Annotated in this window: 14 protein-coding genes; all 14 read left to right on the top strand. The window is 42.7% G+C overall.

Features of this window, described 5'->3' with window-relative positions; genetic code table 11:
- The first annotated feature begins 53 nt into the window (after positions 1–53).
- The 14 genes from GSF08_RS08230 to GSF08_RS08165 all read left to right on the top strand — a co-directional run bounded on the left by GSF08_RS08230 (position 54) and on the right by GSF08_RS08165 (position 14,069).
- Complete coding sequence (locus tag GSF08_RS08230; RefSeq protein WP_160625329.1) at positions 54–827, top strand: hypothetical protein; 774 nt, start codon at positions 54–56, stop codon at positions 825–827.
- The gene (locus GSF08_RS08225) at positions 824–1,414 is read left to right on the top strand and encodes a dipicolinate synthase subunit B (protein ID WP_160625328.1); all 591 of its coding nucleotides are present in this window, start codon (positions 824–826) and stop codon (positions 1,412–1,414) included. The genes GSF08_RS08230 and GSF08_RS08225 overlap by 4 nt, the downstream gene beginning before the upstream one ends.
- A complete protein-coding gene (gene dapA, locus GSF08_RS08220) occupies positions 1,411–2,271 on the top strand; it encodes a 4-hydroxy-tetrahydrodipicolinate synthase (protein ID WP_160625327.1) in 861 nt (286 codons plus the stop codon). Before GSF08_RS08225 ends, dapA begins: the two co-directional genes overlap by 4 nt.
- Before the next feature lie 47 nt (positions 2,272–2,318).
- Complete coding sequence (locus GSF08_RS08215) at positions 2,319–2,510, top strand: sporulation protein Cse60 (RefSeq protein WP_160625326.1); 192 nt, start codon at positions 2,319–2,321, stop codon at positions 2,508–2,510.
- Between the two features lie 29 nt (positions 2,511–2,539).
- Positions 2,540–2,704: a DUF1540 domain-containing protein gene (locus GSF08_RS08210; RefSeq protein ID WP_160625325.1), complete on the top strand. Its 165-nt coding sequence runs from the start codon at positions 2,540–2,542 to the stop codon at positions 2,702–2,704.
- A 71-nt stretch (positions 2,705–2,775) separates the two neighbouring features.
- Positions 2,776–3,348 carry a hypothetical protein gene (locus tag GSF08_RS08205; RefSeq protein WP_160625324.1) on the top strand — a complete coding sequence of 191 codons (573 nt, stop codon included), beginning with the start codon at positions 2,776–2,778 and terminating at the stop codon, positions 3,346–3,348.
- Between the two features lie 2 nt (positions 3,349–3,350).
- A complete protein-coding gene (locus GSF08_RS08200; protein ID WP_249805970.1) occupies positions 3,351–4,961 on the top strand; it encodes an oligosaccharide flippase family protein in 1,611 nt (536 codons plus the stop codon).
- A complete protein-coding gene (locus GSF08_RS08195) occupies positions 4,958–5,659 on the top strand; it encodes a pseudouridine synthase (protein WP_249805968.1) in 702 nt (233 codons plus the stop codon). Before GSF08_RS08200 ends, GSF08_RS08195 begins: the two co-directional genes overlap by 4 nt.
- The gene (locus GSF08_RS08190) at positions 5,656–6,114 is read left to right on the top strand and encodes a dihydrofolate reductase (RefSeq protein WP_160625322.1); all 459 of its coding nucleotides are present in this window, start codon (positions 5,656–5,658) and stop codon (positions 6,112–6,114) included. The genes GSF08_RS08195 and GSF08_RS08190 overlap by 4 nt, the downstream gene beginning before the upstream one ends.
- Positions 6,115–6,126: 12 nt before the next feature.
- Positions 6,127–7,425, top strand: coding sequence for a pyrimidine-nucleoside phosphorylase (locus GSF08_RS08185; RefSeq protein ID WP_160625321.1), 1,299 nt, complete (start codon positions 6,127–6,129; stop codon positions 7,423–7,425).
- Between the two features lie 168 nt (positions 7,426–7,593).
- Complete coding sequence (locus GSF08_RS08180) at positions 7,594–9,057, top strand: hypothetical protein (RefSeq protein WP_160625320.1); 1,464 nt, start codon at positions 7,594–7,596, stop codon at positions 9,055–9,057.
- A gap of 1 nt (position 9,058) precedes the next feature.
- Complete coding sequence (locus tag GSF08_RS08175) at positions 9,059–11,569, top strand: MFS transporter (RefSeq protein ID WP_160625319.1); 2,511 nt, start codon at positions 9,059–9,061, stop codon at positions 11,567–11,569.
- 79 nt (positions 11,570–11,648) lie between these two features.
- Positions 11,649–12,644 carry an agmatinase gene (gene speB / locus GSF08_RS08170; protein ID WP_160625318.1) on the top strand — a complete coding sequence of 332 codons (996 nt, stop codon included), beginning with the start codon at positions 11,649–11,651 and terminating at the stop codon, positions 12,642–12,644.
- A gap of 261 nt (positions 12,645–12,905) precedes the next feature.
- On the top strand, positions 12,906–14,069 hold the full coding sequence (locus tag GSF08_RS08165) for a D-alanyl-D-alanine carboxypeptidase family protein (protein ID WP_160625317.1): 1,164 nt from the start codon (positions 12,906–12,908) through the stop codon (positions 14,067–14,069).
- The last annotated feature ends 92 nt before the right edge of the window (positions 14,070–14,161 follow it).

Raw genomic sequence — 14,161 nt, 5'->3', positions numbered from 1 at the left:
TAACACTCTGGGTGTTTGCACATAGTATAGCCTGTAAAAAGGAGAGGATCATTGTGAAAATAGCCGTTGTAAATAGTGATCAAAGAATGCAGGCGGTGTATTTTAATCTCTGTAAAACATATGATACGTATCTGATCAATGAATTTACGAATATGGATAAATTAACCATACCGGATGTGCTGGTTTTGCCGATGTTTGGGCCTGATGATAAAGGTATCATGACGATTAAGGGTCAGCAGCTGGCAATCCCTATGTCATTTTGGGCTTCCTTAGGTGACCATACTAAGGTATTCTGTGGACTGCCGAATGCATTTATCAAGGAGCTGGCGTATGACTGTGACTTCTATATGGAGCATGCTCGTCTAATAGAACAAAATGCCGTTCTGACAGCGGAGGGAACACTTTGTCTGTTAATCGATCACACGGCAAAATCGATTAAGGACTGTCAGGTAGATGTCATCGGCTATGGTACCTGCGGAAAGGAAATTGTGAAGTGGCTGAAAGCGCTGGAGGTTCCGACACGAATTGTTCGACGAGTCTGTCAGGGGGAACCAGACAGTATTTCAATAGATGAATGGAAAGCTGAAGGCTGCGGAGATGTTATCATCAATACAGCCCCGGCAAAAATTATTGACCGCAGGCTTATGGAGAGCTGGAACCCTTCGCCGCTGATCATTGATATTGCCAGCGGTGCACTGATTGATGAGAAGGATGCAATGCTGTGCGGCATCCAGTTGATCAAGGCAAAGGCATTGCCGGCCATCTATGCATGGAAAAGCGCCGGCAATATCATAGCGGAAACCATACGGGAGGAATTGAAATCATGAAAAACAAGCATATATTAATGGGAATATGCGGATCGTTCTGTAACCATCAGCATGCGTTGGATCAGCTTACGAGATTGGCTGCTAACAACGATGTGCAGGTCGTTGTAACCGAAAATGTCAACACCTTGTCCACCCGCTTTTTTGAGCGTGATGACTTCATCAAAGCGGTGGAGCGCATCAGTGGTCATAAGGTCATGTCAACAATCGTTGAAGCGGAGAAAGTAGGTCCATCCAATGCTTACGATATCATGTGTATTGTGCCGATGACGGCTACGGTATGCGCAAAATTGGCAAATGGTATTTATGATAGCCCGGTTACCTTGGCAGCGAAGGCAATGATCCGCAACAACAAGGATATTGTCATCGGTATTGCGACGAATGACGGATTGGGAATCTCCGGTGTAAATCTGATGCGTCTTTTGGCAACGAAGCACATTTATGCCATACCCTTTGCACAGGATTCACCATTCAATAAACCGACCAGTATTGTAGCAAAGTGGGAGTTTACAGAGGATACCTTAGATTCTGCGATGGAACAGGTGCAGCTTCAGCCGCTTTTAAGAGGTTATGAGGAGAAGCATATATGAAACGAGAAGCATTAGTCGCGCTGATAACTCCCTTTGATGAGGATTTGTATATCGACTTTTATGCGCTGGGACGTATCATTGATAAATTATTGGAAGAAAACTGTGATGGATTTATCGTATGCGGAACCACCGCAGAATCCCCGACGCTTTCTATGCAGGAAAAATTAGATATTCTGGATTATGTGATTGAACGTACCCGCGGTCGCGGCCAGATTTGGTTTGGCTGCGGCAGTAATGATACGGCTGCGACATGTGAATTTGTAAAGCAGGTTGAGCATCGCAATATTGACGGCCTATTGATCGTCACGCCGTATTACAATAAGCCTTCCCAGCAAGGACTTTATGAACATTATGCAAAAATTGTATCCAGCACCAAGCTGCCGATCATGGTATACAATGTGCCGGGACGTACCGGAATATCCATCACTGGAGATACGCTTTGTCATCTGGCTGGGGATTTCGATCAAATCGTAGCTTTGAAGCAGGCATCACATGATTTGGACATTGTTCATCAGGTACAGAGCATTCGACCTGATTTCAAGGTATATTCTGGCGAGGACGGCTATCTGAAGGAAGGGCTGGAAGCCGGAATGTGCGGTATTATTTCTGTCATGGGTCATCTTAATATGAAAGATTTGAAAAATTATCTGACACTCTTTGATACTTCGGTGGATTTGGATGAACAAGATCAGGCGTTTAAAGCACTAGCTGATTTATTATTTAAACAAGCCAGTCCTGGTCCGCTGAAATATCTGCTTCAAAAGGAAGGGTTATGTCTCAATCAGCTGCGGCTGCCGCTGACCCCGGTTGATGAAGCAATGCAAAAGGAACTTGATCACTGGTATGCGTTAATCTGACATACTTTGCATGTACGCCTCGTTTATAATGAATACGGTGATCAGAAATGGTGCAGGTAAAAGTATTTGATGAGGAACATGAAGATGATTTAACCGATGCTATCAATTCCTTTCTTCAGGAAAATCAAGCGTATGAATTGATCGACATCAGCTTTTCCACAGCGGTAACCGCGGTGGAGGATGAACAGATTTATTGTTTCTCAGCCCTCCTCGTCTATTTGGATAAATCGCTGGATTGACTCCACAATAAGATGTAGGAGGTGTCCCAATGAACAATAAGACGGAAATTCTTTGCAGCGTACATTCTTGTAAGTTTCACAAAGAGAATCATTGCTGCGCAGAAAAAATTTCAGTGAGCTGCGATAACTGCATCCTGCCAAATACTTCCCATGAGACAGAATGTAAATCCTTCCAGTGTAACTGCAGTAAATAACGACCATTACGGTCGTTATTTTTCATATAGGAATAATCGAAAGTGTGTTATAATAGCGAAGAGGTGATTGCATGCGCAAATTCCTACTTATGCTGATGATTGCAGGACTTACGGCTGGATGTTCCGCCGGCGGGCTGAGTGATCGGGAGCGGGAAGAAAAATACAACGAGTACATTCAGACGGTAGAGGATAATAAAGGTGCCGTGTCACAGAATATACCGTTTCGATATGACCTGGATGTAACAAAAGCAAAAAACGGCGAGTATGAATATACGGTTACGATCGATAAGCCGCAGATTGCAATGTATGATATTGAGGCGATCATCGTGGATTCCACAAAAGTGAATACCACCGATATGATGCCAAATCTAGGTATTATCGATGATGAAGATGCCGTATACAATATGATACCTTTTCAAGTGAATGCCAAGCGAGGTTTTCATAAAGGGATTCAGCTGAATGGTTATACTAAAAAGAATACATTTACCCTACAGGTCATGGTAACCTGGAAGGATTATGCTAAACTGAATACCTCAAAGGCTTTTTTCAATTTTTCCTATGATGAAAAAAAAGCAAAGCAGAAAACGTCTCAAACCGATAAGAATTATGAGAAAGATACCAGCAATGAGACGGGAGAAGAATGATTATGAGTAAAACGAAACAGTCCATCATCGCCGGCGGGCTGATTACCACTGCCGGTATTTTTATTTCTAAAGTAATCAGTATTATTTATGTAGTACCGTTTAATGCGATTATTCAAACTACAGAAAATCTAACCTATTATGGAACTGCCTATAATATTTATTCCTATGTATTGAATATATCCATCAGCGGTTTTCCGTTTGCGGTTGCAACGATGGTATCCAAATATATGATGCGCGGAGACTATCGAACCTCGCTTTTAGTCAAGCGGCTTGCCAGCCGGCTGATGATCGTTGTCGGGGCTGTTACCACCCTGTTTTTGTTATTGACATCCGGTATCTTTGCGAAACTGGTAGTTGGTCCAGAGTATGTGACAACGATGCGCAATGTATTGATCGTCTTATCGTTTGCTTTATTCTTTGTAGCCATATTAAGCTCGATGCGAGGCTTTTATCAGGGCCTGAATGAAATGGATATATATGCTGCCAATCAGATACTGGAACAGATCAGCCGCGTAGTTTTTCTGCTTGGTATGAGTGCGCTGGCTGTATATGTCTTTCATCAGGAACGGATTTGGGCTGTTTATTTCGGTGTTATCTCGACTACTGTAGCAGCGATATTTGCCATTATCCAATTTGCCCATCGCGATAAAACCAGAATTCCCGAATTGGAAAAGCTGGCTGTTGAGCAGACAGCAGCGTCCAATGAGGATAAACGGGAGCTGATTCGCGAAATGATACTCATTGCTGTTCCTTACCTGCTTTCTGCTGTGCTGGGATACAGTGACATGATCATCAACACGTTCTTTTTACCGTCTGGATTAGGCGCATTTGGGATGACTTCAAAGGAAATTATGAATATTACCGGACCGGTATATGCCAACATCAATAAATTATTATCAATTCCAATGGTATTGGCACCTGGCTTCAGTATTGCCATTATCCCTTACATAACTAGATCTTTGGCTGCTCATGATGATCGTGGAGTGCGAAAGCACATCAGTGACTGCCTTGACAGCGTATTGTATCTTGCGCTGCCGATTTCGTTTTGTCTGTTTGTTTTTGCAAAGCCGATCTATTATGTCATGTTCGGTTCTACAAATCTGGATTTAAATGCACATTTGCTGTCCTGGTTTGCCCTGGAGGGATTTTTCAGTACTGTGCTGCCGGTTATCAACTCCCTGATGATGGCGGGAGGTCTGCGTAAAAAGAATCTGCAGAGTTTAGGCGTCTATACGATTGTGAAGCTCTCGATTACCTATATTTTGCTGGCAAAATTCGGATTTCCTGGAGCGGTGCTGTCATCTGTGGCAGCGATGCTTGTCTGCCTGTTGATCAATGCATATCATCTGTCAACGCGATTTCATGTCAGATGGATGTATACTGTACGTAAATTTGTATTGATGCTGATTGGTGTTTTGGGGATTTGGGCAGTTGCTTGGGGATTACAATTCATTGGATTTCGTCCTTATACAGCCGGCCGGATTATCGGCTTGATTGAACTGGGAGTCAGCGGACTTTTGGCGATAGCAGTTTACTTAGGCATCACTTGGTGCTTCCAACTGCCACAGACAATTTTCCATATTGGGTCGAAAGGAAAGAAACATCACGTATGATGAGAATTGAAAAGTACATAGCAAACAGCGGTTTGTTTACTCGTAATGAAGTAAAGAAAATGATTCGTGCGAAACGGATTCAGGTAAATGGTGAAATCGTCTTAAAAGCAGGCTTGAATATTCAGGAGGATCGTGATGAAATACGGATCGATGATGAAATCCTGCAATATGATCCTCAGGTGTATATCATGCTGAATAAACCGCGGGACGTAATCAGCGCAACGCAGGATACTCTTCACGAAACAGTGATGGATTTGATTGATGATATTCTGCCGCCGGATTGTTTCCCAATCGGACGGTTGGATATTGATACGGAAGGTCTGCTGCTCATCAGCAACGATGGGGCATTGGCGCACCGTCTTTTATCACCGCGTCATCATGTGGCAAAGACGTATGAAGTTCATGTGCGTGAGGAATTAACGGAAGCAGCAATTAAACGCATCCAGGCCGGTATCCTCATCGATCAGGGTGAACAGTGTCTGCCGGCCAAGATCGAACAGCTGAAGGAAACAGTGTATTTGCTGACAATTGAAGAAGGTAAATATCATCAGGTCAAACGGATGATGCAGGCAGTTGATAATGAAGTACTATATTTGAAGCGTTTGACAATGGGATCACTGACATTGGATGAATCGCTGGATGCGGGAGCTTGGCGATACTTGGATGAAGCTGAACTGACAGCATTGAAGCAGATATGATAAGTGCGATCGCAGCCATGGCTGAAAATCGGATAATTGGCAGTCATGGCGTAATGCCTTGGCATATCTCGGATGAAATGAAATGGTTTAAAGATAAAACCATGGGACATACGCTGGTAATGGGGGCGACGACGTATCGTCATCTGCCCAAACAGCTAACCGGAAGAAAAGTGATTGTGGTGACGCATCACGATCTTATGCTTTTTGAAGGGGATGAACGCTGTGATAACCTGCTTAAACTGCTGAATGAGCATCGAAACTCAAAAGCAGAATTGATCATAAGCGGCGGAGCATCCATTTATGAACAGGCAATGCCGTATATTGATCGCCTGTATTTATCGGTTATTCCCGGTGCTTACGCGGGAGATACTTTTTTTCCCGAGCTTGATCCGGCATTGAGACAAGTTTCATGTCAATCAATGCGTGGTTTTCAGATAAAAACCTTTGAACGGTGAGGAGGAATTTTTATGCGTTTTGTAGATATCATTGAAAAAAAGAAGCAGGGGGAAGCGTTGAGCGAAGAAGAAATTCAATTTTTCATTCGCGGTTATGTCGCGAATGAAATCCCCGATTATCAGGTGAGCGCCCTGTTGATGGCTATTTGTTTTCAGGGGATGAGCATTGATGAGATCACGGCTTTGACAACGGCAATGCTGCACAGCGGTGATGTGATTGATTTATCGAGCATTGACGGTATTAAAATCGATAAGCATTCCACCGGCGGAGTGGGAGATAAAACATCGCTGTCATTGATGCCGATGGTTGCGGCGTGTCATGCAAAGGTAGCTAAGATGTCAGGACGCGGGCTCGGTCATACGGGAGGAACATTAGATAAACTGGAGTCGATTAGCGGCTTTCAGATCGGCTTGAGTGAAGCGGAATTCATCAAGCAGGTTAATGAAATCGGTATTGCACTGATCGGTCAGACCGGTGAAGTTGTACCCGCGGATAAGAAGCTGTACGCACTTCGTGATGTTACAGCGACAGTCAATAGCATTCCGTTAATTGCCAGCAGTATCATGTCAAAGAAGCTTGCCGCCGGTTCCGATACCATTTTGTTGGATGTTAAATACGGAGAAGGCGCGTTCATGCCGGATTCTGCGTCTGCCGAAGAGCTCGCCAGTACCATGATTTCCATCGGTAAAAAACTGGGTAAAGATACGAGGGCACTGATTTCCAATATGAATCAACCGCTGGGTGATGCAATCGGTAATGCCCTGGAAGTAAAAGAGGCAATCGCAACCCTGAAAGGGGAAGGACCAAGCGATTTTATGGAGCTGTGCTTGGGGGCAGGCAGCGTCATTCTGGAACAGGCGAAGCTGGCGGATAATCAGGAGGCCGCAAGAGCGATGCTGCTGAAAACGATTGAAGACGGCAGTGCTTTGGCAAAGCTGCGTGAAATGGTGGAATGGCAGCATGGTGATGTGAACCAGATCGATCACCCGGAAACCTTACCAGCCGCGGCCATGACGATTGAAATCAAGAGTCGTGAGGCTGGTTATGTCCATGATGTCAAGGCGTTGGAACTTGGTAATCTAGCCATGCGCTTAGGTGCAGGAAGAATGGTAAAAGAAGATCCGGTAGATCCCGCGGTCGGTATCGTACTTTCTAAGAAAGTAGGAGATAAGGTTTCTTTGGATGAACCATTAGCGGTTATTCATAGTAATCAAACATTGACACCGGATTGGATAGAAGATTTCTATCAAACCTTTGTGATCAATGAAAAAGAAGCAAAACCTGTATCTTTAATTGAAAAAATCTTATAAATATTAAAAATTCTGTCTAAATTTTGACAGAATTTTTTCATTATTAACATAATTACAACATTTGCATGTATAATGAAATGGAAGAAACTGGAAAATTATGCAAAAGGCGGATGAGCGCCGAAAGCAAACGATAAGCATCAGCACTCAAATGAGCAAAAAGGAGGATTTATGAATACGAGTGAATTGATGAATCAACTCTTGCGGGCAGGAGAACTGGGAAATGTATTTCGTAAGGAAATGATATACATTCTGAAATACATTGACTGCAGCACCGGCAGTACTTTTTATAATGGCAGCGGAACAGCTGTTGACATTGCATATGCATCTGCCGCCGACAGCGATTATCAGAATTTGGTGAAACTGGCGGTGCGTTATACCGCTTATCTCATCAGCAAAAGCAGTTATGAGGAAGTGCAAAAAATTGTCACGAATTGCAGCGTGGAGGATATCAAGGCAAAATTCAGTGAATGTAAGAACGAAGAACTGGTTTTCAAACAGTATTATCAAAAAATTGCCGTGACCGGCTATTATGCTTACGGCTTGAAGCCTTATGTAATTGATCCGTCGTTTGAGGCTGCAATCTCGCAGCGTTTATTTTTTAATATGTATAAATCGGATATTACCAAAATATGGCGTTTTAAAGTGTTATTATTGATGCTGCACTGTCACAATGATGCAGCTGCTGATCGAGTTCTTGAAAATTGGAAAATGTTCGATGCGAATTTTTGTAAAGTATATCAACTGGATGAATATCTGAAGGATTATGACTGGCCAACATTATTTGTCAATGAATTGGGAAAAGATATGTCAATCTATAAAACCATGAATCAAGATGTCAAGCGCTACAGTGAAAGCTGTAGAACGGTTCATCATGATGCTTATCAAGCATATGGCGGCGGTGAAGTTATCACGAGGCGAGCCTATGATGAACATTTTTATGGTGAAGCAGCAGTTGCGTGGGTCAAAAGCACGGGTGATGCCAACGGCTGTTACAAAAAGGAAAGCGGTGGCTGTGTGCTGGCTGGTACGCTAATACGATTGAAGAATGGGACATGTGTGCCAATCGAATGCACAAGCAAGAATGATATGATATTAAATGTACAGGGAAGTGAGTCCTATCTTTCTGATGAATTGGTCCAAAATCATCAGGTTGCATTTCTATACGCGGTCAATGAGGATATTCCGTTTATGTCTTTGGATCATGCGATCATGACCCAGCGGGGCTGGTGTGCACCACAGCCGGCAGCCACCAATATGATCTGTCCGGAATTTCAAGTAAAGACTTTGAAAATAGGTGATCGTATTATCAAGCTTGATGATCAAGGGAAACCGCATGAAGTTGTGGTAGAACGGATACACATCACAGAAAATACAAAGCATGCCTGTTGCTACGATCTTCATGTTTATGACGGCTTTCATTCTTACTATGCAAATGGTTATCCCTGCCTGCTGGCATATCCACAGCTTACACTTGCTTATTTGAAGCGAAGGATCGCTGATCTGGCAGAAGCTGAACGACATGCGGTCATTGATAAGCTGCTCACTCAGGTTTCGTTATGGGAAGCTCTGCTTGGTGAATCCGCTAAGCATATGATCACAGAAATACTTGTGGAAATGGAAGGGAAAAACTGATATGAAATGGAATTCGAATGTATGCTATGACCTAACGATCTATTCCGATGATGAGCATGTTCCATTCGCAATGGCATGTATCAATCAGACGGTTTATATCGATCAAATGCCGGTATCAACGATCGTCAAGGAGGACTCCCTCTATTGGGATCAGCCGGCATATCAGCGCTGTGGACGGATTGTATCTTTGAATCATTCACGTTTGTTGGGTGGTGTACTTCTCGATCAAACCGGAGTTCATGTATTTAAAGCATCATGTGATTCTAAATATATCATGACATTTACAGATGATCAGCAGCAACAAGAATATGAATTATGTCTTGGCAGCCGCATGGAGAACGGAAGCCTCATTGAAACGATGGAGCTGCACTTGCTTCATTCGAATGTAAATCTAGCATATAGCCATCTTTGTGAGGGGAAAGGGAATAGCCTTCATATTCAGGGAACGATGTTTGATGGATTAGAAGGATATCAAAACTTTTCGTTCTATGATGTTACACTTGCTGATGACCTTATGTCAATGTATGGCAGTGCCTGGCATTCGGAGGAAGCCAGCTTTATCGAATCAGCGAGTATGCGCGTAAGCGGAAGCTATGTGATGAGTGAGCGGGAGCGGCAAATCCGCAGGCAGATTCATTCGGCAGGGGAAGCTATGCCCACAGTATTTGACGACCAGCGGATTACATATCTAAACGAAAAGACGCCGCTTTATGTAGAAAGTCTATTTATGGTGCCGATGCCAAATGTTGAAGCAGTTAATACAAACTTTTCCAGCTATTTGCATAATTTAATGCTTTACTACATCGATGATGATCAGATAACATATATCGGAAATCCCGACCGCCCCCATATCGGTTCGGATATCACACAGGAAATGGTTGATTTTGTAGATGCGAATCCGGATGTGAAAACACTTTTGGTCGGTCATTATTATGAAGCCTGTCTTAGCTCTATTTTGGCGGCTGGAGATTATGAATACTCTTATTTGATTAAAGATATAGAATTCCATAAAGAACGATTGGATGGATATTATAATGGCCATGAGGCCACTTCTTTTTGTAATGAACCGGCTTATCAAAAACTGACTGATCGCTTATATGGAATGGTATATTTTCAAAGCATTCCTGAAATTAAACCGTATTTATCAGAAGCTAAGAAATGGGCGTTTCAGGTACATGATTATGCTTTATATGAAGAACTGGCCAGACTAATGCTGGATGAGTACACGCATGATATTCAATCGCGGTTACAGCATCTTGTTATATTATTGAATTATCTGTATCCGGATAAGTGTATACAAATGGTGAATCCTCAAAACAGTCCATTATGCATGAGTGATCATGATGAGCCGACGGTCTATCTGACTTCACTGGGCAGTGATCTATATTATCATTTATTGAATCGCTGCGTGATGAATAAAACCATGACCGATACCATGACCGATATTGTTATGAATGAAGATCAGCGCCACCAATATTATGGGCTAGCGGCAAAGCAGTTGATCAAACGGATTTATGGTGAGCAGACTTTAACGCCGGAGCTTCAGGATCTGAAGAATGCAATTGACGAGGCGCTTAAAAATAAGATCATCACGGTACCTGAAGACTATTACCCGTATATTGCCGCAGCCTTACTGGAGTTTGAAATATGGGTGTCCGGTGAAATGGATCGAACAATATTTCAATGCCTTGATGATTTCTATAAAACTCACCCGAAGATTAGAATTGGAATTCGTGTCGCTGCGCTGATGCTTACGCAGGGTCTTATGATATGGAATAGTATCAGTACCTTTGTTAACTGGGATGAAATGAGCAGTTCTCAACAGGCATCGGCAGTCCTCAGCTTCTCATACAGCATCGTTGATATATTCAATAACGGATATGAGGCTTATGGAAATTGGTGTAAGAATAGCACATCCATCGAAGCGATGTCAGAATTTTCCAGCAGCAGTTCCGGTTCTGTAAAAGGCACGCAGGCGCTGAAAAGTCAAGAGCTTGATGTTATGACAAATGAAGGTAAAGGGTTTTGGGAACGTGTTATGAAAAGTTCGGAAGAAATGCCGAAAATGATGAAATTTTGCGGTGGTTTAATGAGTGCTTTTGCTTTTTCTGTATGTGTGTGCGATATCGTCAGCGATGTGGCAAAATATGGTTATGCAGGATGGCTTACTGCTTTCAATGTCATCAATGGAATTGTAAATGGCATTGCGATGGTAGCAACCATCGGGTTTGCTTTCATCAGTACATTTTTACCAACGATTATCGGTTCCTTTGCATTTGTTTCGCTTTTGCCGGGGATCGGATGGATTTGTACCATCGCCGGAATTTTGATCTCCTTCATCACTTATTTTATTCGGCGCTATGGAACCAAATCGTTGGAACAAAAATACCTTGAAGAAAATTGTGTACCGTTTGTGAAACAGTTGGTTGTACCTAAAAACAATCAAACTATTATTTGGGAGTTTCAAGAAATAAACGAGGGTCTTGCTATGAATTTGGTTATGGCTGAATGATAACGGAAAACATCCAGCAGATATATTTAGAATTCTGTTATAATATATCTATCATCAGCTTAGGAAGGAGGAGTTTAACATGAATAGCTCCAATAAGAATGCCAACGTCAATTTCACAACGAATCCCAGCAATTTTTTTAATCTTCCCTTTACCGGTATTTCATCCTTTATGAAGACTGAAATCTGTCCGTCTTTGGATCAGCTGGAACCAGGATACGATATCGCGATACTGGGCTTCCCCTATGATATCGGAGCATCCGCAAAGAGCGGCGCGCGATTTGGGCCAAGGGGTGTAAGAGAAGCATCAACCATTTATTGTGACGGATTATACGGTCTATATGATCCGGTGAAGGATATGTATTTCATGGATCAGGGTGAACGAATCATCGACTGCGGTGATGTTGATGTATCTCCGTGCAGCTATGAACAAACCTTTGATAACTGTGAATCGGCGGTACGTAAAATTATCAGTACCGGCGCGGTACCGGTGGTCATCGGCGGTGATCATACGACAACCATTCCGGTGATGCGTGCCTTCGACATGTATGAGGATATATGCGTGATTCAATTTGATGCCCATCTGGACTGGACAAAGTCCTATGGTGAATTCAAGTATTCGCATAGTTCGCCGATGCGCCGTGCTTCAGAATTAAAGCATGTTGGTAAAATGATGCAGATTGGTTTAAGAGGACTCGGCAGCAGTGGCAGAGAAGATTTTGAAGAAGCAAGAGCCTATGGCAGTACGCTGATCACTACGCCGCAGCTGCGCAAAGAAGGCATGGAAGCAATTATCAATAAAATACCAGAAGCAAAATACTATTACATCACAGTGGATATTGACGGATTAGATCCGTCACTTTGTCCGGGTACGGGATCGCCACAGCCAGGCGGCTTGCTGTATGAAGAAGTAAGCGATCTTATCTATGCTGTTGTCGGTAAGGGACAGGTTGTTGGATTTGATCTATCCGAGGTATCTCCGCCATACGATCATGCTGGTCAAACATCGCTGTATGCAGCTCAGATTATTTTGGATTTTATCTGTTTCTATACAAAAAAACGCCAGCTGAACAAATAAATATCAAAAGCGGTCCGCTATGATAAGGACTGCTTTTTTCTGAATATGTTAAAACAGCTATCGTGCTAAATTTACAAATAACTTATTGAAAGCAGAGGATTTATTTAATATTTTCAATAGCATTCATGAAATCTATCATATAAATTATATATTAAAACCAGTGCAGTATGATAGTCGATAAAATAAAAAAGCAGTCGAATTCATGGATATTTATGTATAAGTGATAAAAAGTCTTCATAAACTCTACTGAGGTAGATAAAGATGAAGAAAATATTGACGGTAATGCTTGCGCTGGTCATGAGTACCGCGATGATGGGATGGACAATTCATGGCGAGTCCAAGGCCGATATCGATCTGGCAAAAAGTGCCAAGGGCGCATACTTAATGGAGTATACAAGCGGTAAAGAAATCTTTAAAAAGAATGAAAAGGAAAAACTGTTTCCCGCGTCCATGACAAAAATGATGGGGCTGCTGCTTATTTTTGAAGCGCTTAATGATAATAAGCTGAAGTGGGATGATACCGTGACGACCAGTGAGCTCGCGGCGTCCATGGGCGGATCGCAGGTTTTTTTAGAAGTCAATGAAACCATGAGCGTCAAGGATATGGTGAAATCCATTTGCATAGCGAGTGCGAATGATGCAATGGTTGCGATGGCGGAAAAGGTTGGCGGTACACACGATCATTTTGTGCAGATGATGAACGACAAGGCAAATGATTTGCATTTATCAAATACCCACTTTGTCAATACAACCGGTCTGCATGACCCTAAGCACTATTCTTGTGCCGAGGATATGGCTAAAATTGCCAGGGCCTTAATTCAGGAAGGCGGCGATGAACTGCTAAAAATAACATCAACCTATGATTCTTATATCCGAGAAGACAGCGACAAGAAATTTTGGCTGGTCAATACCAATAAGCTCTTAAAACAATATGACGGAGTCGATGGCTTAAAAACCGGATTTACGCAGGAAGCGCTGAGCTGTATTACGGTAACCGCAAAAAAAGATAATCTTCGACTTATTTCGGTGGTGATGGGTGAGCCGTCCAGCAAAGTGCGCAATGCCGAAACGAAGCAGATGTTGGATTATGGATTTTCTCAATTTTCTCAAGGAGTATTAATTCCGGCCGATACGGTGATTGAAAAACGCAAGGTCGCAAACGGAAAACCCAAAGAGGTAAATTTAAAAACCAAGAATGATCTGATCTATGTGTTTCAAAAAGGCAGTGAGCCAAAAGAGAAAAGTCGGGAAATAAAGATTACTAAGGAAAACCCTCCCTATCAGAAGGGAGAAGTGATTGCTACGATCACGATTCAAATGGATGACGGCTATGTGATTCATGAGCAGCTGTATGCGGATCATGGGGTGGAGCCGTTAGACTATATGGATATTCTCATGCAGTCATGGAATCAGAGTCTGTTTTAGCGTATGCAGCGGCATGCGCTTTTTTTGTCGGTTTTTTTCTACCTTTGTCGAATCGGACCATATGAGAAATAATTCATGATAAGATGAACAAA

It is taken from the genome of Copranaerobaculum intestinale (genome assembly GCF_009831105.1).
GTDB lineage: Bacteria > Bacillota_I > Bacilli_A > Erysipelotrichales > Erysipelotrichaceae > Copranaerobaculum > Copranaerobaculum intestinale.
Note: the sequence above shows the minus strand (reverse complement) of the source record. Positions and strands in the feature narration are given on the sequence as shown.